Below are 26160 nucleotides of genomic sequence, written 5' to 3' on the forward strand. Positions count from 1 at the left end.
GATCCCCACCCCTGAATCCCTTGGGAGCGCCTTGTGAGCCAGAATGTCCTGAACCGTGTGCCGATCCGCCGGGCCCTGATCTCCGTCTACGACAAGACCGGGCTGGAGGAGCTCGCGCAGGGCCTGCACGCGGCCGGTGTCGCGATCGTCTCCACGGGCTCGACCGCGTCCCGCATCGCCGCCGCCGGCGTCCCCGTGACGGAGGTCGCCGAGGTCACCGGGTTCCAGGAGTGCCTCGACGGGCGCGTGAAGACCCTGCACCCGCGCGTGCACGCCGGCATCCTCGCCGACCGCCGCCTGCCCGAGCACGTCGCCCAGCTCGAGGAGCTCGGGATCGAGGCCTTCGACCTCGTCGTCGTGAACCTCTACCCGTTCGTGGACACCGTGAAGTCGGGGGCGGGACAGGACGCCGTCGTCGAGCAGATCGACATCGGCGGGCCCTCCATGGTCCGCGCCGCCGCCAAGAACCACCCGTCCGTGGCCGTCGTCGTGGACCCCGCCCGCTACGCCGACGTCGTCTCCGCCGCCCGCGAGGGCGGCTTCGAGCTCGCCGCCCGCCAGCGCCTCGCCGCGGCCGCGTTCGCCCACACCGCGTCCTACGACAACGCCGTGGCCCAGTGGACCGCGAGCCAGTTCCTCGACGTCGACGGCGACGGAGTGGTCGACTGGCCCGCCTACGCCGGCCTCTCGCTCGAGCGCTCCGAGGTGCTGCGCTACGGCGAGAACCCGCACCAGCAGGCCGCCCTCTACGTGGACCACGCCGCGCCGGCCGGGATCGCCCAGGCGGACCAGCTCCACGGCAAGGCCATGAGCTACAACAACTACGTCGACGCCGACGCGGCCCTCCGTGCGGCGTTCGACTTCGCCCAGCCCGCCGTCGCCGTCGTCAAGCACGCCAATCCGTGCGGCGTCGCCGTGGCCACCGAGGGCGCCGCGGACCCGATCGCGGACGCCCACGCGAAGGCCCACGGCACGGATCCGCTGTCCGCCTTCGGCGGCGTGATCGCCGCCAACCGCCCCGTCACCGCGGCCATGGCCGAGACGGTCAAGGACATCTTCACCGAGGTCGTCATCGCCCCCGGCTTCGAGCCGGAGGCCGTCGAGATCCTGTCGAAGAAGAAAAACATCCGCCTGCTGTCGCTGCCCGAGGGCTACGACCGCTATCCGACAGAGGTCAAGCAGGTTTCCGGCGGCGTCCTCGTCCAGGTCTCGGACAAGGTCGACGCCGCGGGCGACGACCCCGCCACGTGGACCCTCGCGGCCGGCGAGGCGGCCGACGAGGCGACCCTGGCGGACCTCGCGTTCGCCTGGACCGCGGTCCGCGCGGCCAAGTCCAACGCCGTGCTGCTGGCCAAGGACGGCGCCGCCGTCGGAATCGGCATGGGCCAGGTCAACCGCCTGGATTCCTGCAAGCTCGCGGTCGAGCGCGCCAACACGCTCGGCGTGGCGGTCGAGTCCGCCGTCGACGCCGCGGGAGGGGCCGAGGCCGGATCGTCCGCGGGTGCCCCCGAGCGCGCCCGCGGCGCCGTCGCGGCCTCCGATGCGTTCTTCCCCTTCGCCGACGGCCTGGGGATCCTCATCGACGCCGGTGTGAAGGCCGTCGTCCAGCCGGGCGGCTCCGTCCGGGACGAGGAGGTCGTGGCCGCGGCCAACGCCGCCGGGATCACGATGTACTTCACCGGTTCGCGCCACTTCTTCCACTAGGAACGACGACGGCCTTGAGGGACTCCCGTTCGCGGCGGCCGAGCGTCAGCGCCTGCTCCGTGTCCTCGATGCCGAAGCGGTGCGTGATCACCTCGGAGGCCCGCACCGAGCCGTCGGCCAGCAGGGCGAGGGCCTCCGGGTAGGTGTTGGCGTAGCGGAAGACGCCCGTGATGCTCAGCTCGCGGCCCTGGACCAGCGGGACGTTGAGCGGGACCGCGTCGGACCCCATGCCCACGAGGACGGCGCGGCCGGCCGGCGCCAACGACGCGAGCCCGGCATCGAGGGCGGCCGCCGCGCCGGAGCACTCCAACAGGACCGTGTGGACCGGATCCAGTGCGGCATCCGCCTCGGCCGCCTCGAAGCCCAGGCCGCGGGCCACCGAAAGGCGGTAGGCGCTCGGATCGGTCACGGTGACCGAGGAGGCACCGAAGGCCCGCGCCACCTGGGCGGCGAAGAGTCCGATGGGACCGGCGCCCGTGACCAGGACCCGGTCGCCGACCGAGACGGCGGCCTTCCGCGCGGCCCAGACGCCCACGGAGACGGGCTCGGCCATGGCGGCCTCCTCGAAGGAGAGCCCGTCCGGGACCGGGTGGGCGAAGTCGGCGTCGATGGCCACGAAGCCGGCGATCGAACCGTGAACCGGCGGCGTCGCGAAGAACACGACGTCGGGGCAGAGGTTGTAGCGCCCGTGCCGGCACTGCGCGCAACGCCGGCAGGGGACGCCCGGTTCGAGTGCCACCGCCTGGCCGATCCGTGCCGGGTCGACGCCCGCGCCGACCGCCGTGACCACGCCGGCCGATTCGTGCCCGATGACCATCGGGGCGTCGACGATGTAGTCGCCGATCCGGCCGTGCTCGTAGTAGTGGATGTCCGATCCGCAGATGCCCGTGGCCCGGACCGAGACGACGAGCTCGTGCGCTTCGGGGACGGGGAGCGGACGGTCCTCGATCGCGACCGTGCGGATGCCGTGCAGCACGGCGCTGGGGTTGAGCATGGGGTCCTCCCGTGGTCGGTGATCGTGGTGCCGTGTGCCGATTGCCGCGGTGCCTATCCGGCGGCGTCGGGGACCGCCCCGTCCTCAGCCCAGCGCAGCACGCGCAGGGCCCGCAGCGTGTTCCAGGGGCTCGGCTCGCCCTGCGGCGCATCGACGTCGAAGTACACCGCGCCGGGCCAGGTCACGCCGGCCAGCCAGCGTCCTTCGTCGTCCCGGCGGGAGACGAGCTCCTCGAGCGCCCGCCCCATGCGGGCCTCGAAAGGGCGGCCCGAGTCGCGGAAGTAGTCCAGGGCGCGCAGCACGTCGTAGAACCAGTAGGGCGGGAAGGAGAAGTTCAGGTAGCGCCCCTGCGCCACCTCGCCGGTGGAGAGCCGGCGGTAGAGCGAGCGCTCCAGGAGGTATTCCTCCCCGCGCCGGCGGGCCGCGGCCACCTGGGCGGTGACCTCCGCGGGGACGTGGTGGGTAGCCGTGGACACGGCGCGTTCGAACTCCAGGAAGGCCTCGAGGACGTTCAGCGTCGAGTCGAAGGACGAGCGGCTGGATCCGGGCGCCTCGCAGTTCCATCCGCCGTCCTCGAGCTGCTCGCCGAGGAGGCGGTCCACGAGACGCTCGCTCCCCGCCCCGAGCCGGCCGAAGGAGGCCGCCTGCGCCACGACCCCGCCGTTGATGCAGGGTTCGACTTCGCCGTGGAAGTAGGGGAGCTCGCCCCACTCGCTCCAGACGACGTGCGCGTGGACCCTGTCGACGGCCGCCGCGACCCGGGGGTCCGCCGGGTCGGCCGGGGCCGAGCCGGCGGAGCAGGGCCAGGACCCAGTACACGCCCGTGCGGTCCTGCCCGAACTCCTCGTTGTTCCAGTAGCCGCGCTCGTCCTGGAGTTCCAGCCGTGCGGCTCCCCACCCCTCGCGGGCCACGCGGGTGCGCTCACGCGCCGCTTCGCCCGGGGGCGTCGAGGAGGTCGCGCATCACCTGCCAGCGCAAGGCGGGATCGAAGCTCAGCAGCCAGCCGGTGGTGTCCATGGCCCCCATCGTCGCGCAGACCCCGGCCCGGCGCCAGTGCCCGCCCGGGCCCGGTCAGCCGCGGGCCGTGTGGATGCTCGCCGAGAGCGCCGAGGTGCCGGCGACGTGGGGGAGCATCGCGGCGCCGTCGAGCCCCGTGGCCAGCGGCTCGCGCACCGACACGTGCGGCCACAGCTCGCGCAGGCGCGCCGTCAGTCCCTCCCGGACGCGGGCTCCGCGGAGGACCCCGCCGAGGTAGCAGACCGATGTCGCGCCGGCCTGGTCCTCGCCGACGCGGCGCAGCCCCGTCGCCACGGACAGGGCCAGCTCCGCGGCCGCCGCGTCGCAGATCGAGGCGGCGACGGCGTCGTCCTCGGCCAGGCGTGCGACGTGGGCCGCGTAGGAGGCCGTGCGGCTGATCCGTTCCGGGTCCTGCTGGAGCTGCACATAGGCGTTCTCCAGGTCCGGGTAGTCGGCCCGGACGGCGTCGGTGAGCGCGGTCTGCGGTCCGCGGCCGTCGTAGGCGCGCATGACGGCGTCGAGCGCGGCGCGGCCGAGCCAGTAGCCGCTTCCGGCGTCGCCCATGATGTAGCCCCAGCCGTCGATCCGCACGACGTCCTCGGCGCCGACCGCGAGAGTCACGACGCCGGTGCCGGAGGCGATGACGGCGCCGCGCTCGTCGCCGAGCGCCCCGAGGTAGGAGCTGACGGAATCGTGGGTGATGTTGACCTCGCGCACGCCGAGCCCGGACGTGGCGCCCAGGAGCGGTGCCGCGAGCGCCGCCCCGTCGGTGAGGCCGCTCAGCCCGGCGGACACGGTCTGGAAGGAGAGTCCGGTGGCGGCCGAGGCCTTCTGGACGACCTCCGTCATCTGCTCCAGCAGCGGCCGGTACGTCAGGATCCCGCTGAACTCCTGGACGGGGACGGACGGATCCACCGTCCCGTCGGGTCGTCGCACCTGCGCACGGATCCCCGTCTGTCCACCATCAATTGCCAATGCCGCGTAGGGCATGCCCGCCGCCCTTCGTCGGATCGTCGCTGCGCGCCCTACTGGCGCCGCACCATCATACGCAGATCCGGGCCCGAGGGGTGAGATGGGGCACACTGTGACGCCGCGGGGCGACGTCCTGCCGCGGCCGGCCGGGGTTCGACGGCGTCTGGCGCCTCCGCGGCCCCGCGCCCGGATCGATGGTGGCCTCGGGCAACGGCTAGGCTGTGAAGGGGTCGTTTGACATGAATTCGACTGCGCTCCGGCGCGGCCGCGCGGCCCCCAGCAACGAACCCCGGGAGTAACCATGAAGAAGACCCACGCGCTCGGCGCCGTCGCCGTGCTCACCGCCCTCGCCCTGACCGGCTGCGGTGCCGGCGAACCCGCCGCCGAGGCCCCCACGGCGAAGCAGGTCCGCGAGCCCGCCGTCAACGAGCTCATGAAGGACGAGACCGCCAAGGGGCTCTCCGCCACGAGCTACTACTACTTCGACGCCGTCAACTACGCGCTGCAGACCGGGGACACCGGGCTCATGCTCTCCGTCGCGGCGGACTGCGCCGAATGCGCCGAGGAGGCCTCGGCCATCGAGGCCGTCTACGCCGACGGCGGCCGGATCGAGGGCGGCCAGCCCAAGGCCCAGAACGTCATGGCCCTCGGCGAGCCGGACGCGGACGGCGCCCTGTCCGCCGTCGTCCCCTACATGGAGGACGCGAAGACCGTCTACGCCGCGGACGGCTCCGTGATCGAGGAGACCACGTGGGACGCCGACGGGACCGTCTACACCGTCCAGGGACGCTACGCAGACGGCGCCTGGAGCCTCGTCTCGCTCGCCGAGACGCCCGACGCCGAGCTCCCCGAGGAGTAGGCGCCGCCGGAGGCGGGCGCCGCCAGCCGCATCCGCGGTACCGGTGCCCGCCGGACAAGCGGCCGGGACGTCTCCGATGGGCGCCCGGCGCGTGGTCTCGGGTAAGTTTGTCCTGTTGAGATCACACCGCATGCGCACGAACCGCAGACCTTTTCAGGGAGTTGCCTCGCCTATGGCCAAGATCATTTACACCCACACGGATGAAGCGCCGCTGCTGGCGACCTATTCGTTCCTGCCGATCGTCGAGGCCTTCGCCTCCACGGCGGGCGTGGAAGTCGAGACCCGCGACATCTCCCTGGCGGGCCGCATCATCGCCGTGTTCGGCGACTTCCTCACCGAGGAGCAGCGCACCGGGGACGCTCTGGCCGAGCTCGGCCGGCTGGCCAAGACCCCCGAGGCCAACATCGTCAAGCTCCCGAACATCTCGGCCTCGATCCCGCAGCTGAAGGCCGCGATCGCCGAGCTCCAGTCCCAGGGCTACGCCCTTCCGGACTACCCGGACAACCCGTCCTCCGACGAGGAGACGGACATCCGCGCCCGCTACGACAAGATCAAGGGCTCTGCCGTGAACCCGGTCCTGCGCGAGGGCAACTCCGACCGCCGCGCGCCGCTGTCCGTGAAGACCTACGCACGGCAGAACCCGCACTCCATGGGCGCCTGGACGCCGGAGTCCAAGACCAACGTCGCGACCATGGGCGCCGGCGACTTCGCCTCCAACGAGAAGTCGGTGACCCTCGCGGCCGACGACACCCTGAGCATCCAGCTGGTCCGCACGGACGGCACCGTCAAGGTCCTGCTGAAGTCGCTGCCCGTCCTCGCCGGCGAGGTCGTGGACGGGACGTTCATGAGCGCCGCGGCGCTCGACGCGTTCCTCGCCGAGCAGGTCCAGCGCGCCAAGGAAGAGGGCGTGCTGTTCTCCGCCCACCTCAAGGCGACCATGATGAAGGTCTCCGATCCGATTATCTTCGGCCACGTCGTCAAGGCGTACTTCGCCGAGCTGTTCGAGAAGCACGGCGACGACCTCGCAGCGGCCGGCCTGAGCGCCAACAACGGCCTGGCGGCCATCCTCGGCGGGCTCGACGACGTCGCCGAAGACGTGCGCGAGAGCATCCAGTCCGCCATCGAGAAGGGCTATGCCGACGGCCCGGCCCTGGCCATGGTCGATTCCGACAAGGGCATCACCAACCTGCACGTCCCGTCCGACGTCATCGTCGACGCCTCGATGCCGGCCATGATCCGCACTTCCGGCCACATGTGGGGCCCGGACGGCCGGGAGGCCGACACCCTCGCGGTGCTGCCGGACAGCTCCTACGCCGGCGTTTACCAGGTCGTCATCGACGACTGCCGCGCCCACGGGGCCTTCGACCCGACGACCATGGGCACCGTCCCGAACGTCGGCCTCATGGCCCAGGCCGCCGAGGAGTACGGAAGCCACAACAAGACCTTCGAGATCCCGGCCGCCGGCACCGTCCAGGTCCTCAACGCCGCGGGCGACGTGCTGATCGAGCACGCCGTCGAGCAGGGCGACATCTGGCGGGCCTGCCAGACCAAGGACGTGCCGATCCGCGACTGGGTCAAGCTGGCCGTCACCCGCGCCCGCGCGTCGGAGACCCCGGCCGTGTTCTGGCTCGACAAGAACCGCGCCCACGACGCCCAGCTGATCGCCAAGGTCGAGCGGTACCTCGGCGAGCACGACACCGAGGGCCTCGAAATCGCCATCATGAGCCCCGTCGACGCCACGGCCTTCACGATCGAGCGCCTGCGCCGCGGCGAGGACACGATCTCCGTCACCGGCAACGTGCTGCGCGACTACCTGACGGACCTCTTCCCGATCCTCGAGCTCGGCACGTCCGCCAAGATGCTCTCCGTGGTTCCGCTGATCAACGGCGGCGGGCTCTTCGAGACGGGCGCCGGCGGCTCCGCCCCGAAGCACGTGCAGCAGCTCGTGAAGGAGGACTACCTGCGGTGGGACTCGCTCGGCGAGTTCTTCGCGCTCGTCCCGTCGCTCGAGAAGTACGCGGAGCAGGCCGGCACCCCGGGCGCGTCCGTCCTCGCGGCCGCACTGGACCGCGCCACCGCGACGTTCCTGCTGGAGAACCGCTCGCCGGGCCGCAAGCTGGGCACGATCGACAACCGCGGCTCGCACTTCTACCTCGCCCTGTACTGGGCGAAGGAGCTCGCGGCGCAGAACGACGACGCCGTCCTGGCCGGGGTCTTCGCGCCTGTGGCCGAGGCGTTGTCCGGCCAGGAGGAGGCCATCGTGGCCGAGCTCCAGGCCGTGCAGGGCCGGCCCGTCGATCTGGGCGGCTACTACCGTCCGGACGCCGCGAAGGCCTCCGCGGCCATGCGCCCGTCGGCCACGCTCAACGCGGTCATCGACGGACTGAAGAAGTAGCGGCCCTCGCCGCCAGCCGGCCGGGTTCCCCACACGGGGGCCCGGCCGGCGCCGTTAACGCGCGGCGGGACGTCGCCGCGAAGCGCCCGTGGGCGACTGGGGCCGGCCGGCGCCGTCAACGCGTGGCGGGACGGCCGGATCATCCACTTCTGGACGAATCAGCGTCCATTGGACGCTGAAATGTCCAGAACGTGATGATTCGCCGGGCGGGCGTCCGCCTTCCCCGGCGAGCGTGAACCCTCCACGGTGAGTGTCGGCCTTCCACGGCGGGCGTCAGCCGCGCAGGGACGGCGTCGCGGCGAGGAGCGCGCGCGTGTAGTCGTGCGAGGGCGCCGTGAAGACCTCCTCGGTGGGCCCGCGCTCCACGATCCGCCCGGCGCGCATGACCGCGACCTCGTCGCTCATGTGCCGCACCACGGCCAGGTCGTGGGAGATGAAGAGGCAGGACAGCCCGAGCCGCTCCTGCAGCCCGTCGACGAGGTCCAGGATCTGCGCCTGCACGGACACGTCGAGCGCGGAGACGGGCTCGTCGAGCAGCAGGACGCGCGGCTGCGGGGCGAGCGCGCGGGCGATCGCGACGCGCTGCCGCTGGCCGCCGGAGAGGGTCCGCGGGTGCCGCCGCGCCACGTCCTCCCCGAGCCCGACGAGCGCGAGGAGCTCCGCGACGGCCGCGCGGTGGCGGGCCGCGCGGCGGGTCGTACCGCCGCTGAGCGCGTCGGCGAGGATCGAGCCCACGTCCATGCGCGGGTCGAAGGAGCTGAACGGGTCCTGGTAGACGGCGCCGAGCTGGCGACGCCGGGGCCGGCGTCCGGCCTCGGTGGCCCCGCTCCACGGGCGCCCGAAGAGCCGGACGTCGCCGGCATCAGGCGCAGCCAGGCCCAGGATCATCCGGGCGGTCGTCGACTTGCCGGACCCGGATTCCCCCACGAGCCCGAGCGTGGAGCCGGGCCGCAGGACCAGGTCCACGCCGTCGACGGCGGCCAGGCGCGAACCATCGGGCCGCCGGAAGGACTTCGTCAGGCCCGTGGCCTCGAGCACGGGCAGTGACGCCTCGGCCGGCGTGCCGGGCGGCGGCGGCGCGGCCCCGCCGCCCGCCATCGGTCCGGGCGGGCGGGACGGGGGCGGCGGAGCCCCGTCGCCTGCCATCGGTCCGGACGGGCCGGAAACGCCGGACGTGCCGGACGGGCCGGAGCGAGGATCGGCGGCGAGCCGCGTGCCGCGGGGCTTGCCGGCCGGCACGGCGCGCAGCAGCGAGCGCGTGTACTCGTGCCGCGGCTCGGTGAGCACCTGTTCAGCGGGCCCCTGCTCCACGATCCGTCCGCCGCGCATCACGGCGATGCGGTCGGCCACCGAGGCGACGACGGCGAGGTCGTGGCTGATGAGGAGCAGGGCCGAGCCGCGGGCGCGCAGCCCGTCGAGGACCTGGAGGACCTGGTGCTGCACGGTCGCGTCGAGGGCGGTCGTAGGCTCGTCGGCGATGAGCAGGGGCGGATCGAGCGCGATCGCCGAGGCGATGAGCGCCCGCTGCCGCATCCCGCCGGAGAGCTCGCCGGAGCGGCTCCCGGCCACCGCGGCGTCCAGCCCCGTGGACTCGAGCAGTACGCGCACGCGGGCCGCCCGGGCCGCGGGAGCGAGGCGCGTGTGCAGGCGGAGCGCGTCGTCGATCTCCCGGCCCACGGTGCGCAGGGGGTCGAGCGAGACCAGGGCGTCCTGAAGGATCAGGCCGGCCGCCGTCCCGCGGACCCTGCGCCACGAGCCGGGGCGCAGCAGATCGTGCCCGTCGAGGCGCAGGACGTCGGCCTCGACGCGCGCCCGCCCGGAGCGCGCGGCACCGGCCGGGCCGCCGTCGGCCAGGCCCAGCAGCGTGCGGGCCGTGACGGACTTCCCGGAGCCGGACTCGCCGACGATCGCGAGGGCCTCGCCGCGGTCCAGCCGGAAGGAGACGCCGTCCAGGACGGGCCGCCGGCCGAAGGCGACGCGGAGGCCCGTGACTTCCAGGAGCGGGGCCGCGCCCTCCGGGGGCAGGCGGCCGGCGCTCACAGGCCCGCCGCCCGTCGGGACAGGGCTCGGCCCAGCACGGTGCTCGAGGCGGCGACGGCGACGACGGCGAGGCCCGGGAACACCGTCATCCACCAGGCGATCCCGAGGTACGTCCGGCCGGCCGAGAGCATGGAGCCCCACTCCGGCGCGGGTGGCGGCGCGCCGAGGCCCAGGAAGCTCAGGGCCGAGGCCCACACGACGGCCTGTCCGAGGCCGAGCGTGGCGAGGACCAGGACGGGCGCGAGCGCGTTCGGCAGCAGGTGGCGCCACAGGATGGTCCCGCGGGGCCGGCCGAGGACGACCGCCGCCTCGATCATGGGGGAGGAGCGCAGGACGGCGACCTGCGTGCGGATGAGCCGCGCGTAGCCGGGTGCGGTGCCGAGTCCGACGGCGACGACGGACGTCGCGACCCCGGGGCCCGCGAGGGCGATGAACACGAGCGCGAGGAGGAGCCCGGGGAGGGCGAAGAGCACTTCCAGGACGCGGCCGATCCCGAAGTCCAGCCAGCGGCCGGCCCGGCCCCCGCCGGCGCCGAGCCCGGCCGGGACGCCGAGGAGCAGGGCGAGCGCGAGGCCGACACCGGTCGCGGCCGCCCCGATGAGCAGGGAATCCCGGGCGCCGTGGATGACGCGGGAGAGGAGGTCCCGTCCGGACTCGTCGGTGCCGAGCCAGTGCGCCGGGGAGGGGGCCTGGAAGGCCGCGGACGGGTCGATCGCGAGCGGGTCGAACGGCGCGAGCCATCCCGGGGCGAGCGCGGCGGCGACGACGACGGCGGCGACGGCCCCCGCGATGAGCGCCGGGAGCCGCCCGGCGCCCCCGGCGACGAGCCCCGGCGGGCCGGCGGCCGCGGCGCCCAGGCGCGCGGAACGCCGGGGTCCTGTCGGGAGCCCCGCGCCGCGGGGCACGGATCCGGGGCCGCTCATGCCGCCCTCAGGCGCGGATCGGCGATCCGCTCGGCGAGGTCGGCGGCCGCCATGACGACGACGTAGGCGGCGGCGGAGGCGAGGGCCACGCCCGTGACCAGGGGGACGTCGCGCAGCGTCACGGCGCCGAGCAGCGTGCGGCCCAGGCCGGGGCGGGCGAAGATCGTCTCGACCACCACGGCTCCGCTGACGAGGGAGCCGAGCGCCCAGCCGGAGAGCCCGATCCCCGGCAGGGCGGCGTGGCGCAGGCCGTGCCGGAGCAGGACGCCGGCCTCGCGCTCGCCACGCGCCCGCGCGGAGAGGGCGAACGGGGAGGATATCGCCGTGAGCATCGACTCGCGCATGACCTGGCCCAGGAATCCCGCGAGCGGCAGGGCCAGCGTCGTCACGGGCAGGACGAGGCCGGCCGGCGTGTTGGTGCTCACGGGAGGAAGCCAGGCCAGCGCGTTGGAGAACAACAACACGAGCAGGCTCGCGAGCCAGAAGTGGGGGACGGCCGCCGCCGCGATCTCCAGCCCCGAGGCGACGAGGGCGGCGCCGCGGCCGCCGAGCGTGGACCACAGGGCCAGGCCGAGCGCGAGGAGCCAGGCGAGGGCCCACGCGAGCGCGGCGAGCAGCAGCGTGCCGGGAAGCTGCTCCGCGAGCAGCTCGGCGACGGGCACGCGCAGCGAGTAGGACTGGCCGAGGTCGCCCTGGGCGAGCCGTTCCAGCTGCATCGCGTACTGCGCCGTCAGGGGGAGGTCCAGCCCGTGCTCGGCGCGCGCCGCCGCAAGCGCCTCGGCGGAGGCCTGCGAGCCCGGGCCGCCGAGGATCGCCTCGGCCGGGTCGCCCGGGATCAGCCGGATGCCGACGAAGATCAGCGTCGCCACGGCCCAGAGCACGAACGCCGCTCCGGCGAGCTTGAGCGCGAGCCAGCGCAGCGCCGCGGAGACGACGCGGCGCCGGGACCCGGGCCCGGCGCCCGGCCGGCCGCGCACCGGCGTCGTCCGCTTGCTCGTCATCGCGGAAGGGCGCCTACTCGGCGATCCAGACGTCGTGGAACACGGGGCTCGCCACGGCGGTCGTCGCCCCGACGCCCTGCAGCGACGTCGAGTGGAGGAAGTGGTTCTGCTGGTCGTACAGCGGCAGGATGTAGTGCCCGGCGAGGATGAACGCCTGCGCCTGGTCGTAGAGCGCGGCCCGCGCGGTCGGGTCCGCTTCCTCGCCGGCCTCGGTCAGCAGGCGGTCGAGCTCGGCGTCCTTGACCTGGCTCAGGTTCGCGAAGTAGCCGGACGGCGCGGGGATGGTGCTGTCCGAGTGGAAGAGGATCCGCAGCACGTCCGGGCCGACCTTGGTGTACGGGGCGCTGACCAGGTCGTAGTCGTTGGCGAAGAGGGCGCCGTACCAGCTGGAGAGGTCCAGCAGGTTCAGCTTGACCTCGAAGCCGGCCTCCTTCGCCGCGGCCTGGAGCTGCTGGAAGAGCGACTGCTCGGCGGGCACGGACTGGTTGGTGCTGACCGGGAACTCGAGGCTCAACCGCTGCCCGTCCTTGCTCCGGTAGCCCTCGGCATCGCGCTCGTCCCAGCCGGCGGCGTCGAGGAGCTCGGCCGCGCGCGCCGTGTCCACGCCGAACGGCGCCGGGTCGCCGTGGCCCATCGGCTCGACGCTGGAGAGCGGCGAGTAGGAGCGCCGGGCCGTGCCGAAGAAGAGCGACTCGACGCCCGCGTCGACGTCGACGGACTTCACGAACGCCTCGCGGACCGCGGGATCGTCGAACGGCGCCTTGGACGTGTTCAGCTCGATCCGGTTCGAGGCGCCGGGGCGGGGCGCGTCGAGGTGGCCGAGCGCGCCGGAGGCCTCCGCGGCTGCGATCGCGTCCGGCTGCGGGTTGTCAATCACGTGCACGGTCCCGGACTGCAGGGCCGATTGCCGCGTGGCCGCCTCGGGGATGAAGCGCCAGGAGATGCCGTCCAGGTAGGCGGGTCCCTCGTGGCCGGCGCCCTCCGCGGGCGGGGTGTAGTCCTCGTTGCGGATCAGCTCCACGCGGTCCTGCCGGGTCCACGAGGCGACCTGGAACGGGCCGGTGCCGATCGGGGCGGCGCAGTTCTCCTCCTGGCCGCGCCCGATGCCCGCGGGGGACTGGATGGCGACCCACGGCTGGGAGAAGGACTCGAGCAGCGCGGCGTCCGGGGCGCTCAGGCGCAGCCGGAGCGTCCGGGCGTCCTCGACCGTGCCCTCGGCGATCTTCCCGACCGCGAGGTAGCCCGTCGAGGAGCCCGTGTCCGGGTCCTTCAGGTGATCGATGTTGGCCCAGACCGCTGCGGCGTCCAGCGGCGTGCCGTCGGTGAACTCGATGCCCTCGCGGAGCGTGAGCACCACCTCCAGGCCGTCGTCGGAGACATCGGCGCCCTCGGCGAGCCACGGGACGATCTCCCCGTCGGCGTCCTTCGTGAACAGGGTCTCCAGGAACTGGCCGGCGAGCAGGGCCTGCGGGTAGTTGCCGCGGACGTGCGGGTCCAGGCAGTCCGGCTCGGCGTCGCCGCTCGCGTAGACCAGGGTCCCGCCGGAGACCGGATCGCCGGCGTCGGGGGCGGCGGAGCCACCGCCCGTGGAGCCCGTCGTGCCACCGGAGGCGCATCCGGCGAGCAGGAGGGCGGCGGCGGCCGCGGAGGCAAGGGTCGCGCTCGCGCGCGAGGGGCGGGAGGAGAACAACATCGGTGGTGCGTCCTGACGTAGCGGTGCGGTCCCGGCGCCGACGGGGCTCGGCCGTGCGCGGCGGGGAAAAGTGATGGACCAAGACTAGTCCAGCCGTGCCCGGCGGCGCCGTTGCGCAGCTCACCCTCCCGCCGGCCCTCGCGGCGGGCGTCATCCTCGTGGGCTGCGCGCCGGGCGGGACGGCGTCCAACGTCGTGACCTACCTCGCCAAGGGCGACGTCGCGCTGTCCGTCACGATGACAAGCGTCTCCACGCTGCTGGCACCGATCTTCACCCCGCTCCTGACGCTGTGGCTCGCGGGCCAGTACCTCCCGGTCGACGCCGGATCGATGGCCCTGAGCATCGTGCAGATCGTGCTGATCCCCGTGGTCCTGGGGCTCGTGGCCCGCCTCGCGATCCCGCGCCTCGTGGACCGCGCCCTCCCGGTGCTGCCTTGGGTCTCCGTCCTCGCGATCACCTTCGTGGTCATCGCGGTGGTCTCCGGAAGCGCGGAGGCGATCTTCAGCGCCGGCGCCCTGATCCTCCTCGCCGTGATCCTGCACAACGGGCTCGGCTACGCGCTCGGCTACGGCGCGGCGAGGGCCTTCCGACTGCCAGTCCCGTCCCGGCGCACGGTCGCGATCGAGGTCGGTATGCAGAACTCCGGCCTCGCCGCGGGCCTGGCGAAGACCTACTTCTCCCCGGAGGCCGCCCTTCCCGGCGCAGTGTTCTCCGTCTGGCACAACGTCTCCGGCGCCCTCGTCGCGGCCTACTGGCGCCGCAGCTCGGCCAGGCACGCCGGGGCGGAGCAGCCGACGCCGGACGCCGCCTGACGCCTCCGTCCCGCCCCGCGCACGGGGAGGGGGTACGACGCCGGTGCGCACCGGCGTCGTACCCCCTCCCTTTCATTGCGTGGCCGCCGAGCGGCGTCGCCTACTTGGTGATGTCGCCCAGCACCGGATCGTCGACGTACGCCTCCTTGACGTTGGCCAGGGTGACGATCTGCGGCGGCAGCAGGTAGGCCGGGACGACCTTGACGCCGTTGTCGTAGGACTCGGTGTCGTTGGCCTCCGGCGCGTTGCCGGCCTGCAGGTCCTTGACCATGGTGATCGCGTGCTCGACGAGCTTGCGGGTGTCCTTGTTGATCGTGGAGTACTGCTCGCCCGCCATGATCGACTTCACGGACTCGACCTCGGAGTCCTGGCCCGTGACGACCGGGACGTCCTTGCCGGCGGCCTTCGCCGAGGTCAGGATGGCGCGGGCCAGGGTGTCGTTCGGGGAGAGCACGCCGTGGACGTCCTCGGAGGTGTAGTTGCCCGCGAGCAGCGTGTCCATGCGCTTCTGGGCGTTCTCCGCCTTCCAGCCCTGCGTCACGGCCTGCTCGAAGCTCGCCTGCCCCGAGACGACCTTCAGCGTCCCGTCGTCGATCTTCGGCTGCAGCACGCTCATGGCGCCGTCGAAGAAGACCTTCGCGTTGGCGTCGTCCGGGGAGCCCGCGAAGAGCTCGACGTTGTACGGGCCGGAGCCCTTCTGCTCGGCCAGGCCGTCCAGGAGCGCCTGGCCCTGGAGCTCGCCGACCTCGAAGTTGTCGTAGGCGACGTAGTAGTCGACGGCGTCGCTGTTGAGCAGCAGGCGGTCGTAGGCGATGACCGTGGCGCCGGCGTCCCGGGCCGCGGCCAGCTGGTTGCCGAGCTGCGAGCCGTCGATGGCGCCCACGATGATGACCTTGGCGCCGTTGGTGATCATGGCGTTGATCTGGTTCTGCTGCTCGGCGACGCCGCCGTTGGCGAACTGCACGTCGGCGTCGAAGCCCGCCTCGTCGAGGCCCTCGTTGAAGAGGTTCTCGGCGAGGACCCAGTTCTCGCTGGTCTTCTGCGGCAGCGCGACGCCGATGACGGAGCCGGCCTCGAAGCCGGCGGCCTCACCCTCGCCGGACCCCGTGCCTGCGTCCTGGCGGCCGCAGCCCGTGAGGGCCAGTGCCCCCACGGCGGCGACGGCCGCGAGCTTGATGGCGGTTCCCTTGATGTTCATGTCTGCTCTTTCTGGTGGAAGGGGTGTTGCGTGGGTTGATGGATGGTCGGAGGGCCCGCTCCGGCCGGCTCCGCGGGGCGGAGCCGGCGGATCAGGCGTTGGTGGAGATGACGTCCTTGGTGGAGGTGGTCTCGTCCGGCTTGGCGGAGTTCCTGCCGAAACCGCGCGTCAACAGGCCCGTGATCGACGGCTTGCCCTGCGACTTGTTGTAGACGTCGAAGGCGACGGCGACGAGGAGGACGAGGCCCTTGATGATGGAGGTCAGGTCTGCGCCGATGCTCAGCAGCTGCAGGCCGTTGTTCAGGACGGCCATGACGAGGCCGCCGATGATGGAGCCGACGACCGTCCCGACGCCGCCGCTGACCGCCGCGCCGCCGATGAAGACGGCCGCGATGGCGTCCAGCTCCCACATGTTGCCGTCGGACGGGCCGGAGGCGGTGGAGCGGGCCACGAAGATCATTCCGGCGAGGCCGGCGAGGATCGACATGTTCATCATGACCAGGAAGTTGACCTTCTTGGAGCGGACGCCCGAGAGCTCGGCGGCGTGGCGGTTGCCGCCGACGGCGTAGACGTGCCGGCCGATCACGGTGCGGGAGGAGACGAAGCCGTAGACGATCACGAGGGCGACGAGGATGATGCCGGAGACCGGGAAGGACGTGCCGGGGCGGCCCGTGGCGAAGAGGTACGTCGCGTAGAGGATCGCGGCGCTGATGAGTCCGAGCTTGGTCGCCGTGACCCACATCGCGGGGACCTCGGCGCCGAGCTTGAGGGACTTGGCCCGGGCGCGCAGGCCGCCGAGGACGACGAACGCGACGGCGCCGAGGCCGAGCAGCACGGTGAGGTTGTTGTAGCCGGTGTCCGGCCCGATCTCCGGCAGGTAGCCGGCGCCGATGAACTGGAACTCCTGCGGGACCGGGATCGAGTTGGACTTGCCGACGAACTGGTTCAGTCCGCGGAAGAGCAGCATGCCGGCGAGGGTGACGATGAATGCCGGGATGCCGACGTAGGCGACCCAGAACCCCTGCCACATGCCGATCAGGGCCCCGAGGACCAAGCCGAGCACGATCCCCATCCACCAGGGCAGGCCCCAGTCGCGCATCGCGATCGCCACCGCGACGCCGACGAAGGCCGCGACCGAGCCCACCGAGAGGTCGATGTGCCCGGCGATGATGACGAGCACCATGCCGATCGCGAGGATCAGGATGTAGGAGTTGCCGTTGAGCAGGTTCATGACGTTGCCGGAGGTCAGGGTCCGCCCGCCGGTGCGCCATTGGAAGAAGAGGATCAGCGCCACCAGGGCGAAGATCATGCCGAATTGGCGGGTGTTGCCGCCAAAGAGCTGTTTGATCGCGTTCATGCGTGGTTCCTTGTTGTCGGGTGCGTCGATGCGGATGTCAGGCGGTCTTGCGGGGTGCGGTCATGAGGCGCATCAGGTTCTCCTGCGTGGCCTCGTGCTTGTCGAGGACGCCCGTGACGGCGCCTTCGAAGATCGTGTAGATGCGGTCGGAGAGGCCCAGGAGCTCGGGGAGTTCGGAGGAGATGACGATCACGCCCTTGCCCTGGCGGGCGAGCTCCTGGATGATCCCGTAGATCTCGAACTTGGCGCCGACGTCGATGCCGCGCGTGGGCTCGTCGAGGATCAGCAGCTCGGGGCCGGTGAACATCCACTTCGCGAGGACCACCTTCTGCTGGTTGCCGCCGGAGAGCTTGGCGACGCCCTCCTCGACCGTGGGGGTCTTGGTGCGCAGCTGGCGGCGGTAGCGCTCGGCGACCTCGAACTCCTGGTGCCGGTCGACGACGTCGTAGCGGCTGATGGCGCGCAGGTTGGCGGCGACGGTGGTCGTCTTGATGTCGTCGAGCAGGTTCAGGCCGAGGGTCTTGCGGTCCTCGGTGACGTAGCCCAGCCCGGCGTCGATGGCCTGCCGGACGTTCTTCAGGACGAGCGGGCGCCCGTTCATCGTGAGGGTCCCGGAGAGGTGGCGGCCGTAGGAGCGGCCGAAGACCGAGCGGGCGAGCTCGGTGCGCCCGGCCCCCATGAGCCCGGCGAAGCCGACGATCTCGCCGCGGCGGACGAAGAACTCCGAGTCCTTGCAGACGAGCCGGTCCTGGATCACGGGGTGGCCGACGTTCCAGCCGGAGACGCGGAAGAACTCCTCGCCGATCTGCGGCTCGTGGTCCGGGAAGCGGGACTCGAGGGCGCGTCCGACCATGGCCTTGATGATGCGGTCCTCGTCCACACCGTCGGCCTTGATGTCGAGGGTCTCGATCGAGCGGCCGTCGCGGATGATGGTGATCGAGTCGGCGACCTGCTCGATCTCGTTGAGCTTGTGGGAGATGATGATCGAGGTGATCCCGCGCCCCTTGAGCCCCCGGATGAGGTCGAGCAGGTGTTGCGAGTCGGACTCGTTCAGGGCGGCCGTGGGCTCGTCGAGGATGAGCAGCTTGACGGACTTGTTCAGCGCCTTGGCGATCTCCACGAGCTGCTGCTTGCCGACGCCGATCTCCTTGACCGGGGTATCCGGATCGTCCCGCAGGCCGACGCGGGCCAGGAGCTCGGTGGCCCGGATCCGTGCGGTGTCCCAGTCGATGAAGCCGAACTTGCGGGGCTCGTTGCCGAGGAAGATGTTCTCCATGATGGACAGCTCGGGGATGAGCGCGAGCTCCTGGTGGATGATCACGATCCCGGCGGCCTCGCTGGCCCGGATGTCGCGGAACTGCTGGACGGCGCCCTGGAAGTGGATGTCGCCGGTGTAGGAGCCGTGGGGGTAGACCCCGGAGAGCACCTTCATGAGGGTGGACTTGCCGGCGCCGTTCTCGCCGCAGATCGCGTGGATCTCTCCGGCGCGGACCCGCAGGTTGACGTCGGCCAGCGCCTTGACGCCGGGGAACTCCTTGGTGATGTCCCGCATCTCGAGGATGACGGGGCCCTGCTGGCGTGGGGTGGGTTCCATGTCGCCGTGTGCCTCCCTTGGCGGTTCTGCCTCCGCGGGTTCTCCCGGCGGAGCGGTGGGTGGATGGTGGTTCGGGGGACGACGCCGGGGCGGCCGGCGGTGCCCGGGCCCGCCCGCGGTGCGGGTCGGGGGCCGGGCCGGATCAGTGTGGGGGGCGGTCGATCCGGGGCGCGGATAGCCCGAGGCCGGCGTGCTGGAAGGCGAGAGCCGCCGCGCCGAGCGCCTCGGCCCGGTCGCCGAGGGCGGACATCGCGAGCTCGGTGCTTTCCCCGACGACGGGAACGGCATGGCGGAGCAGGCCGCGCCGGATCGGGCCGAGCAGTTCCTCGCCGAGGCCCGCGAGCGGGCCGCCGACGACGATGACGGAGGGGTTGATCAGGTTCGCGACGTTGCCCAGGGTGCGTCCGACGGCGACGCCCGCGTCGTCGACGACGCGCAGGGTCGCGGAGTCCCCGGCAGCCCCGAGCACGACGATGTCCCCGGCGGTGGACGGGGGATCGGCGGACTGGGCGAGGAGCGCGATCATGACGGTCGTGGACGCGACGGTCTCGAGGCATCCGCGGTTGCCGCAACGGCAGACCGGCCCGTGCTCGAGGGCCGGCGCGTGGCCGATCTCCCCGGTGATGCCGATGTTGCCGTAGTAGGTGCTGCCGTTGATGACGAGCCCCGCGCCGATGCCCGTGCCGATCTTGACGAACATCAGGTGCTCGGCGCCGGTGTGGGGGCCCCACGTGACCTCGGCGAGGGCGCCGAGGTTGGCGTCGTTGTCGACGTAGACGGGCAGTTGGAAGGCCTCTTCGAGGCGCGCGAGGATGTCGATGCCGACCCACTCGGGCAGGATGGCGCCCTGGGCGACCGTCCCGTTGCGGCGGTCGATGGGTCCGGGGATGCCGACGCCCGCCCCGACGACGGCGCTGCGGCGGATGCTCGATCCCGCGAGCAGTCGGTCGACGACCTCGACCGCTGCGGCGATGCCGTCCTCGGCCTGGTGGCCGGCCGGCAGGATGACGGCCTCCTCGGCGAGGACCTGGAAGTCGAGGGAGGCCAGGACGACGCGCAGGTGGCGGCGGCCGAAGTCGACGCCGATCGCGACGGCGCCCCGGGAGTCGAGGTGGACGTTGAGGGCGCGGCGGCCGGAGCTCGTCGTGGGCTCGGTCGTGACGAGGCCCGCGTCCTGCATGCTCTTGACGATGTTGGAGACGGTCGCGGTGGACAGCCCGGTCTGGCGGGCGAGCTCGGCCTGCGTGGAGGGTCCCGCGAGGAGCGCCTCCACAAGGCGCTGCTGGTTCTGCCGCCTCAAGGCGGACTGCGAGCCGGGGTTGGACCGGGGGCTCGTTGCGGCGGGCGTCGTTGCGACCATGGAATGTAGCCTGCATCACAACTGGTACTGAAGTCAAGAAGTAAACGCAAGAACCCCGAATCCGGTGGTTAGTGTTCGGAAGGTTTATCCAAGGACCGGGTCCGGGTCTAGTGGTCGTCCGGTAGCGGCCACTCGTGGACGGGGCCCGAGTGGTGCATGTGCTCCCAGTAGAGCCGCGTCAGCTCCTGCAGGGCGCGCCGGCGGTCCAGCCCGTGGCCCTCGAGCTGGGCGAGCGCCTTGATCTGCCAGGCCGCGCCGTTCTGCTCGCTGCGGGCCCGCTCGCGCAGCACGTCGAGGTAGCGCTGCGCCACGGGGCGGTCCACGCCGAGGTCGTCGAGCCCCTCGGCGGCCATCGGGAGCAGGTGCCGCACGATCAGTTCGGACACCGGGATGTCGCCGATGCCGGGCCAGTAGACGTGGGCGTCGAGGCCGCGGCGCGCGCATTCGTGGAAGTTGTCCGAGGCCGTCGTGAACGCCATGCGGGACCACAGGGGCCGGTCGGCGGTCCGGAGCTTGCGGACGAGGCCGAAGAAGAAGGCCGCGTTGGCGACGGTGTCCACGACGGTCGGCCCGCCCGGCAGGAGCCGGTTCTCCAGGCGCAGGTTGGGCAGGTCCTCGCCCGGGTCGTAGATGGGGCGGTTCCAGCGGTAGACCGTGCCGTTGTGCAGGCGCAGTTCGTGCAGTTGCGGCGCGCCGCCTGTCGTCTCCTGGGAGACGCGGCGGGAGAGCTGGGGCAGCAGGGCGGGGAAGTAGCGGACGTTCTCCTCGAAGAGGTCGAAGATCGAGGTGATCCAGCGCTCGCCGAACCACACGCGGGGCCGCACCCCCTGGTTCTTCATCTCCGGCGGCCGCGTGTCGATCGACTGCTTGAACACCTCGATCCGGGACTCGTGCCACAGCACCTTCTCCATGAACACGGGCGAGTTCGCGGCGAGGGCCACTTGCGGAGCGGCGATCACCTGGGCCGCGTTCCAGACGGGGGCGAATTCGGAGGGGGAGACCTGCAGGTGCAGCTGCACGGAGGTGCACGCGGCCTCCGGGGCGATGTTCGCGGCGTAGAAGCGCAGGCGCTCCTGTCCGGCGATGTCGATCAGCACGTCCTCGCCGCGCGCCTGCAGCACCGAGGTGTTCAGCGCGGCGTAGCGCTTGCCGGCGCTGATCCACTGCGTGTCCTTGACGAGTTCCTGGCGCAGCGTCGGCAGGATGCCCACCATGAGCAGGTCGGCCCCGACGTTCTCGGCGCGCTCGTCGGCACGGTTCAGCTGCTGGCGCAGGCTCTCCTCGAGGTCGCGCAGCCCCCGCCCCGCGATGGCGAGCGCGGGGTGGTTGAGCTCGATGTTGAACGCGCCGATCTCGGTCTGGAACGCCTCGTCGGCGATCTGCTCGAGGACCTCGGCGTTGCGCATCGCCGGCGTGAAGTCGTCGTTGGCGAGGTTGAGTTCGAGCTCCAGACCGATCGTGCCGGTCCCGGCGAACGTCCCCGTCGCGAGGAACGCCTCGAAGGTCTCGAGGTTGTCCATGAGGCGTTCCCGGTAGCGCGTGCGCTGCTCGCGGGTATAGGTCTTGGCGTTGACTTCTGCTCCCATGGCATGAGCGTACTGGCGCCGCGCGGGGCTGTATACGCCCGGTTGCGGGGCGCCGGGACGCGGCCCCGCGCGGGGGAAGGAGACGACGCCGGTGCGCGCCGGCGTCGTCCGTTGTCACTTGCGGCGGCGCAGGGCGAAGGGGAGGAGCGCGCTCAGGGCGAGGGTGGCGCCCGCGAGCACGAGGAGGCGGTAGTCGATGACGCCGAGGAGGGCCGCCGCGGCGCCCGCCGTCATCGCCTGCGGGGCGTTGTTCAGCAGCTGCATGGCGGCCGCGCCGCGTCCCTGGACCGCCGACGGGAGCTCGTGTTGGCGCAGCGTCACCGCGGCGACGATCATGAGGGTCACGCCGGCTGCGAACGGGACGATCCCGGCCAGCACGACCCAGAGCACGCCGGCCGCCTGGCTGGCCATGCCCACGGTGAAGAGGACGCTGCCGGCCATGATCGTGGCCTCGAAGCCGAAGCGGCGGATCACCGAGGACGCGGCGAGGCCCACCGAGACCGAGACGATCCCCTGCAGGGCGACGACGACGCTGAGGAACTCTGGCGGCATCCCCAGGCCCGTGTCGACCGTGGCGAAGATGGTCGAATTGGTGATGCCGGAGGCCGCGACCACGAGCATGAACGCGATGACGGCCGTGCGCAGCCGCGGCCGCCCGAGGAGCTCGGTGAAGCCCGCGGCCGCCTGGCGCCACCACGAGCCGGGATCGGCCTCGGGGTGCACGACGTCCCGCAGGGGCACGAAGCGCAGGAGCACTGCGCCCAGCAGGAAGCACGCGGCGGTGGCGACGATGATCGGCGCCATGCCCCAGACGCCGAAGACCGCGGCGGCGGCCAGCGGCGAGACGATCCTCAGGGCCTGGTCGATGCTCGAGAACATCCCATTGGCCGGGGCCAGCAGGCGCCCCGGCAGCAGGTCTTTGAGCAGGCCTGACTGGGCCGCGGCGTTGACGTAGGAGGAGCACGCGTAGAGGAACGTGGCGGCGTAGACGAGCCACAGGCCCGCCGGGGTCGAGACCGCCAGGAGCGTCAGCACGACGGCGGCCGTGGCGATATTGGTGCCGATCAGCAGGCGGCGGCGCGGCAGCCGGTCGGCCAGGAGGCCGAACGCGGGGGAGAGGAAGGCGGGCAGTCCGAGGACGAGGAACACGAGCGCGGCCAGCTGGTCGCTGCCCGTCATGGCCTTCACCCAGATGGCCGTGGTGATGTAGAGCGCCGAATCGCCGAGGTTGGAGACGGTCCACGCGGTCAGCAGGCGGCGGAAGCCGGGGTGGGCGAGGACCTCCCGGTTCGTGCCCGGAGGCGGGGGATCCTGCGCCCCCGCGGTGCGCTCCGGGTCCGCCGTGGCGGCGCCGACGCCGCCCGCCGGCCCGAGGCCCGCGGTGTCCTGTCCGTCCGCCGCGCCCGGCGGGACGCTGCTCACAACAGCCCCGTTTCGAAGCCGGCCGGCTCGGCCTGCGGCGCGAGGTTGAGCGCCGCGAAGAGGTGGGCCTTCCGCGCCCCGGCCGGGCGCGCCTCGGGATTCCGGACCCGGCCCTGGAAGCGGTCGATGGCCTGCTGGATCTCGTCGCGCAGCTGCCGCATCTCCTCCGGCGTCGCATAGAAGGTGCTGCTGAGGAAGCCGGCGAGGTCGACGTCGGAGGTCGGCAGGGAGGGGGCCTGTCGGAGGTAGTCCCGCAGTCGCTCCGCTTGGCGCTGGACGGAGAGGGCCGCCAGCGCCGAGACCGCGTGGACCGAACCCGGGGCGTCCGGGTCGATCGACTGCGTCCGGCTCGTCGTCGGCGTCTTCCAGGGCTTCTCGCGGCCGCGGCGCTCGCCCGGCACGATGTAGCCGTGCTGGGCGAGGGAGCGGAGGTGGAAGGAGCAGCTCGCCACGGACTCGCCGATGGCCTCGGCGCATTCGGTGGCGGTGGCCTGCTCCACCGAGTCGAGGTGGTCCAGGAGCGCCAGGCGCGTGGGGTGTGCCAGGGCGCGGATGCTCTGCGGGTCGGTCGTGACGAGCTCGCTCGCCTGCGTCGTGGGGGTGCTCACGCATCGAAGCTACCCTTCTAAAGGGTTCTTTAGCAAGAGTTCTTTAGAATGAGGACCCGGCGGGGTCGGCAAGGATGGGGGCGGGGTCTCGGGGCTGCCGGGCCCTACCGACGCTGGTCGTTGGCGTAGCGCAGGCCGAGCTGGTTGCGCAGCCCGTCGAAGAGGCGCATGGTCTGGACCGTGTGCTCCCAGGACACCGTGGGGCTCTGCGTCAGGCCCTCCTGGATGCAGCGCGTCGTCTCCCGCAGCTCGTAGGGGTAGTCGCGGCCGATGGACTCGAAGTGCTCGGTCCGCGACTCGCCGCCGACCGGGTGGATCTGCAGGGTCGTGGGGTTGTGCAGGGGCTGGCCCGTGCGCAGCCAGCCGGCCGTGCAGGAGACGGTCGCCTCGCGGGGACCGGCGCCGAGGAGGCTGCACATCAGCTGGGCCTGCCGCCCGCCGGCGTACGTGAGGGTGATGGCCTCCTGCGGGTCGACGCCGTCGTCGTTGAGGAACCCCGCGGCCTGGGCGCTCTGGGGGAAGCCGAGTGTTCCGAGGGCCCACGTGAACGGGTAGACGCCGAGGTCCAGAAGGGCCCCGCCGCCCGCGGCCGGGTCCCACAAGCGCCAGGTCGGATCGTAGTCGGCGGGGAAGCCGAGATCCGCGTGGACCCAGGCGACCTCGCCGAGCTCGCCGGAGCGGATGATGGACAGCGCCCGGTGCACGGAGGGCAGGAAGCGGGACCAGATGGCCTCCATGAGGAACAGCGAGCGCTCGCCGGCGAGCCTCACGAGCTCCTCCGCCTCGGCGGCATTGATGGTCAGGGACTTCTCGCACAGGACGTGCTTGCCCGCCTCCAATGCCGCCTTGGCCACCTCGAAGTGCTGCCCGTGCGGCGTGGCGATGTAGACGACCTCCACGTCCGGGTCGGCGAACATCGCCTCGTAGGCGGGGGCGCCGGCGTCGTCCGCGTAGTTGCGGTCGATCCCGTGCCGGGCGGCGAACTCCGCGCCGCGGGCGTGGTCCCGGGAGCTCACCGCCGTGATCCGCGCGTCCTCGAGCAGGGCGAGGTCGCGGACCACCGTGTCGGCGATCCGGCCCGTGGAGACGATGCCCCAGTTCAGGGTCCGCCCCGTGGCCTTGACGGGGGAGGGGGCGCCGGGCGCGGCGCACGGGGGCATCGGGATGTAGGAAGTCATGCCGTCAGCTTTCCACGCCGGGCCGGCCCCGGCAACGGTGCCGTGCGCGGCCCCCGCGCGGCGCGTCCTCGCCCGGGTGGCGTCTTCCGGAGCAACATTCGCGGCAGGGTGGTTGACGAACCCCGTAAAAAGGGGTCTATGATGGTCATGTGGGTTGATCGCACGTAGCCGCCACTCCGGTAGAACGGGCCGGGGCGCGCGGCACGACGGCGGCCCCCGCCGATGGACTTCCCCCAAGGGTCCATCGTCGGGGGCCGCCGTTGCGTGTTCCGGACCCGCCGCGGGCGCCGGCCGAGTGGGCCGGGAGTGGTCAAGCTGATTCAGCCGCGCGGCGCGGAGTACCAGCGCCAGCGCGCTCCGCGCGTCTCAGGAGTCCGTCCCGTGGCCACCAGAAGGTCCCGCCACGGCTCGCCGGTGCGCTGCGCGTGCGGGAAGACGCGGTCCAGCGTCCACGCGCACGCCCCGTCGGAGGGGACGAACTCCAGGCCCTGCGCGGTGAGGACCTCATGGGAGTGCAGCATCGTCTCCGTCAGCGCCATCGCCTCGAAGCCCGAGGCGTCCGCGTTGCCGAAGGGGTGGTAACCGATCCGCGCTCCGGCCGTCGCGAGCACCGCGCGCAGGAGTCCCGCCGTCGCGTCGAGGCACTCGACGATGCCGGCCGTGCCGCGGTCGGGCCGCGGCCAGAAGAGGATCTCGTGCCCGCCGGGCGTCCACGGGGCCGGATCCTGGAGCGCGACGTAGCCCGCCTGCGGCGGCCGTTCGCCGGCCAGCTGCAGCGCGTAGAAGCCGAGGGTGTCGGCGAGGTGGGCCATGGTTTCCCGGCAGCTCCAGTCAAGCCCGTCGGCCGGGACGTCCCAGGCGTCGTCCGGCACCCCGGCGAGGATCCCGAGCACGTCGTCGACGACGCCGCGGACGCGGACTCCGGGCTCAGCCATGGGCCGCGTGGTGCCGGGCCGCGAGCTCGAGGTAGGTCTCGGCGTTGCGGCGCAGCGAGGCGACCTCCTCCTCCGTCAGCTCCCGGCGGACCTTGGCGGGCACTCCGGCCACGAGGGAGCGCGGCGGGATCTGCGAGCCCTCGAGCACGAGGGCGCCGGCGGCGACGAGCGACTGCTCGCCGACGACGGCGCCGTTCATGACGGTGGCGCTCATGCCGATGAGGCAGCCGTCGCCGATCGTGCAGCCGTGGACGACGGCGCCGTGGCCCACCGAGACCCCCTCCCCGATCGTGCAGGGCACGCCGCGGTCGGCGTGGACCACGACGTTGTCCTGGAGGTTGGTCCCGGCCCCGATGCGGATGGCGTCCGAGTCCCCGCGCACGGAGACGCCGTAGAAGGCGCTCGCGCGGGGACCGAGGACGACGTCTCCGGACAGTGTGGCGGTCGGGGCCACGAACGCGGCCTGGTCGAACTGCGGAGTGGTGCCGTCGAGCGTGATGATGTGGGCCAT

The 26160-nt window shown here is 72.5% G+C and carries 20 protein-coding genes and 1 pseudogene; 4 read left to right on the forward strand and 17 right to left on the reverse strand.

Annotation, left to right across the window (positions count from 1 at the left end; genetic code table 11):
- Window positions 1-33 precede the first annotated feature (33 nt).
- Complete coding sequence (gene purH, locus AC0QR5_RS00825) at window positions 34-1704, forward strand: bifunctional phosphoribosylaminoimidazolecarboxamide formyltransferase/IMP cyclohydrolase (protein ID WP_329859625.1); 1671 nt, start codon at window positions 34-36, stop codon at window positions 1702-1704.
- Here the strand turns inward: purH and AC0QR5_RS00830 are convergent.
- The 3 genes from AC0QR5_RS00830 to AC0QR5_RS00840 all read right to left on the reverse strand — a co-directional run bounded on the left by AC0QR5_RS00830 (window position 1676) and on the right by AC0QR5_RS00840 (window position 4652).
- Window positions 1676-2698 carry an NAD(P)-dependent alcohol dehydrogenase gene (locus tag AC0QR5_RS00830; RefSeq protein ID WP_329859626.1) on the reverse strand — a complete coding sequence of 341 codons (1023 nt, stop codon included), beginning with the start codon at window positions 2696-2698 and terminating at the stop codon, window positions 1676-1678. The genes purH and AC0QR5_RS00830 overlap by 29 nt on opposite strands.
- Window positions 2699-2751: 53 nt before the next feature.
- Window positions 2752-3624, reverse strand: a complete 873-nt coding sequence (locus tag AC0QR5_RS00835; RefSeq protein ID WP_329859627.1) for a hypothetical protein — start codon at window positions 3622-3624, stop codon at window positions 2752-2754.
- 146 nt (window positions 3625-3770) lie between these two features.
- Window positions 3771-4652, reverse strand: a complete 882-nt coding sequence (locus AC0QR5_RS00840; protein WP_475372489.1) for an N-acetylglucosamine kinase — start codon at window positions 4650-4652, stop codon at window positions 3771-3773.
- Window positions 4653-4989: 337 nt separating this feature from the next.
- On the opposite strand from AC0QR5_RS00840, the gene AC0QR5_RS00845 reads away from it, so the two are divergent.
- On the forward strand, window positions 4990-5547 hold the full coding sequence (locus AC0QR5_RS00845; protein WP_329859629.1) for a DUF6318 family protein: 558 nt from the start codon (window positions 4990-4992) through the stop codon (window positions 5545-5547).
- A 172-nt stretch (window positions 5548-5719) separates the two neighbouring features.
- A complete protein-coding gene (locus tag AC0QR5_RS00850) occupies window positions 5720-7942 on the forward strand; it encodes an NADP-dependent isocitrate dehydrogenase (protein ID WP_329859630.1) in 2223 nt (740 codons plus the stop codon).
- Between the two features lie 273 nt (window positions 7943-8215).
- On the opposite strand, the gene AC0QR5_RS00855 is transcribed toward AC0QR5_RS00850, so the two are convergent.
- Genes AC0QR5_RS00855 through AC0QR5_RS00870 form a run of 4 tightly spaced genes read right to left on the reverse strand, consistent with a single transcriptional unit; the run spans window position 8216 to window position 13599 of the window.
- On the reverse strand, window positions 8216-9982 hold the full coding sequence (locus tag AC0QR5_RS00855) for an ABC transporter ATP-binding protein (RefSeq protein ID WP_329859631.1): 1767 nt from the start codon (window positions 9980-9982) through the stop codon (window positions 8216-8218).
- The gene (locus tag AC0QR5_RS00860) at window positions 9979-10905 is read right to left on the reverse strand and encodes an ABC transporter permease (protein ID WP_329859633.1); all 927 of its coding nucleotides are present in this window, start codon (window positions 10903-10905) and stop codon (window positions 9979-9981) included. Before AC0QR5_RS00860 ends, AC0QR5_RS00855 begins: the two co-directional genes overlap by 4 nt.
- A complete protein-coding gene (locus AC0QR5_RS00865) occupies window positions 10902-11906 on the reverse strand; it encodes an ABC transporter permease (RefSeq protein WP_329859634.1) in 1005 nt (334 codons plus the stop codon). The genes AC0QR5_RS00860 and AC0QR5_RS00865 overlap by 4 nt, the downstream gene beginning before the upstream one ends.
- Before the next feature lie 13 nt (window positions 11907-11919).
- The gene (locus tag AC0QR5_RS00870) at window positions 11920-13599 is read right to left on the reverse strand and encodes an ABC transporter substrate-binding protein (RefSeq protein WP_329859635.1); all 1680 of its coding nucleotides are present in this window, start codon (window positions 13597-13599) and stop codon (window positions 11920-11922) included.
- 119 nt (window positions 13600-13718) lie between these two features.
- Between AC0QR5_RS00870 and AC0QR5_RS00875 the strand changes: the two are divergent.
- Window positions 13719-14411: pseudogene (locus tag AC0QR5_RS00875) on the forward strand (bile acid:sodium symporter family protein); the annotation flags it as partial.
- A gap of 100 nt (window positions 14412-14511) precedes the next feature.
- Here AC0QR5_RS00875 and AC0QR5_RS00880 read toward each other — a convergent pair.
- The 10 genes from AC0QR5_RS00880 to AC0QR5_RS00925 all read right to left on the reverse strand — a co-directional run bounded on the left by AC0QR5_RS00880 (window position 14512) and on the right by AC0QR5_RS00925 (window position 26160).
- Window positions 14512-15609 (reverse strand): sugar-binding protein, encoded by a 1098-nt coding sequence (locus AC0QR5_RS00880; RefSeq protein WP_329859636.1) that lies wholly within the window; start codon window positions 15607-15609, stop codon window positions 14512-14514.
- Between the two features lie 91 nt (window positions 15610-15700).
- Window positions 15701-16966 (reverse strand): multiple monosaccharide ABC transporter permease, encoded by a 1266-nt coding sequence (gene mmsB / locus AC0QR5_RS00885; protein ID WP_329859637.1) that lies wholly within the window; start codon window positions 16964-16966, stop codon window positions 15701-15703.
- Between the two features lie 37 nt (window positions 16967-17003).
- Window positions 17004-18560, reverse strand: a complete 1557-nt coding sequence (gene mmsA, locus AC0QR5_RS00890; protein WP_329859639.1) for a multiple monosaccharide ABC transporter ATP-binding protein — start codon at window positions 18558-18560, stop codon at window positions 17004-17006.
- Between the two features lie 142 nt (window positions 18561-18702).
- Entirely contained in the window at window positions 18703-19920 is a 1218-nt protein-coding gene (locus AC0QR5_RS00895) for an ROK family transcriptional regulator (protein ID WP_329859640.1), read from the reverse strand.
- A gap of 107 nt (window positions 19921-20027) precedes the next feature.
- Window positions 20028-21506 (reverse strand): glutamate-cysteine ligase family protein, encoded by a 1479-nt coding sequence (locus AC0QR5_RS00900; RefSeq protein ID WP_329859641.1) that lies wholly within the window; start codon window positions 21504-21506, stop codon window positions 20028-20030.
- A 114-nt stretch (window positions 21507-21620) separates the two neighbouring features.
- Entirely contained in the window at window positions 21621-22928 is a 1308-nt protein-coding gene (locus AC0QR5_RS00905; RefSeq protein WP_329859642.1) for an MFS transporter, read from the reverse strand.
- A complete protein-coding gene (locus tag AC0QR5_RS00910) occupies window positions 22925-23536 on the reverse strand; it encodes a helix-turn-helix domain-containing protein (RefSeq protein ID WP_329859643.1) in 612 nt (203 codons plus the stop codon). Before AC0QR5_RS00910 ends, AC0QR5_RS00905 begins: the two co-directional genes overlap by 4 nt.
- A gap of 104 nt (window positions 23537-23640) precedes the next feature.
- Window positions 23641-24714 carry a Gfo/Idh/MocA family protein gene (locus AC0QR5_RS00915; RefSeq protein WP_329859644.1) on the reverse strand — a complete coding sequence of 358 codons (1074 nt, stop codon included), beginning with the start codon at window positions 24712-24714 and terminating at the stop codon, window positions 23641-23643.
- Between the two features lie 320 nt (window positions 24715-25034).
- Entirely contained in the window at window positions 25035-25649 is a 615-nt protein-coding gene (locus tag AC0QR5_RS00920; protein ID WP_329859645.1) for a DinB family protein, read from the reverse strand.
- Complete coding sequence (locus AC0QR5_RS00925; protein ID WP_329859646.1) at window positions 25642-26160, reverse strand: gamma carbonic anhydrase family protein; 519 nt, start codon at window positions 26158-26160, stop codon at window positions 25642-25644. Before AC0QR5_RS00925 ends, AC0QR5_RS00920 begins: the two co-directional genes overlap by 8 nt.

It is taken from the genome of Arthrobacter sp. J156, from assembly GCF_056172865.1.

What these genes read in the sequence shown, in the direction of transcription:
- AC0QR5_RS00830 (WP_329859626.1), bottom strand. Translation starts at nt 2,698, where the DNA reads ATGCTCAACCCCAGCGCCGTGCTGCACGGCATCCGCACGGTCGCGATC.
- AC0QR5_RS00845 (WP_329859629.1), top strand. Translation starts at nt 4,990, where the DNA reads ATGAAGAAGACCCACGCGCTCGGCGCCGTCGCCGTGCTCACCGCCCTC.
- AC0QR5_RS00850 (WP_329859630.1), top strand. Translation starts at nt 5,720, where the DNA reads ATGGCCAAGATCATTTACACCCACACGGATGAAGCGCCGCTGCTGGCG.
- AC0QR5_RS00860 (WP_329859633.1), bottom strand. Translation starts at nt 10,905, where the DNA reads ATGAGCGGCCCCGGATCCGTGCCCCGCGGCGCGGGGCTCCCGACAGGA.
- AC0QR5_RS00865 (WP_329859634.1), bottom strand. Translation starts at nt 11,906, where the DNA reads ATGACGAGCAAGCGGACGACGCCGGTGCGCGGCCGGCCGGGCGCCGGG.
- AC0QR5_RS00870 (WP_329859635.1), bottom strand. Translation starts at nt 13,599, where the DNA reads ATGTTGTTCTCCTCCCGCCCCTCGCGCGCGAGCGCGACCCTTGCCTCC.
- AC0QR5_RS00880 (WP_329859636.1), bottom strand. Translation starts at nt 15,609, where the DNA reads ATGAACATCAAGGGAACCGCCATCAAGCTCGCGGCCGTCGCCGCCGTG.
- mmsB (WP_329859637.1), bottom strand. Translation starts at nt 16,966, where the DNA reads ATGAACGCGATCAAACAGCTCTTTGGCGGCAACACCCGCCAATTCGGC.
- mmsA (WP_329859639.1), bottom strand. Translation starts at nt 18,560, where the DNA reads ATGGAACCCACCCCACGCCAGCAGGGCCCCGTCATCCTCGAGATGCGG.
- AC0QR5_RS00895 (WP_329859640.1), bottom strand. Translation starts at nt 19,920, where the DNA reads ATGGTCGCAACGACGCCCGCCGCAACGAGCCCCCGGTCCAACCCCGGC.
- AC0QR5_RS00900 (WP_329859641.1), bottom strand. Translation starts at nt 21,506, where the DNA reads ATGGGAGCAGAAGTCAACGCCAAGACCTATACCCGCGAGCAGCGCACG.
- AC0QR5_RS00915 (WP_329859644.1), bottom strand. Translation starts at nt 24,714, where the DNA reads ATGACTTCCTACATCCCGATGCCCCCGTGCGCCGCGCCCGGCGCCCCC.
- AC0QR5_RS00920 (WP_329859645.1), bottom strand. Translation starts at nt 25,649, where the DNA reads ATGGCTGAGCCCGGAGTCCGCGTCCGCGGCGTCGTCGACGACGTGCTC.
- AC0QR5_RS00925 (WP_329859646.1), bottom strand. Translation starts at nt 26,160, where the DNA reads ATGGCCCACATCATCACGCTCGACGGCACCACTCCGCAGTTCGACCAG.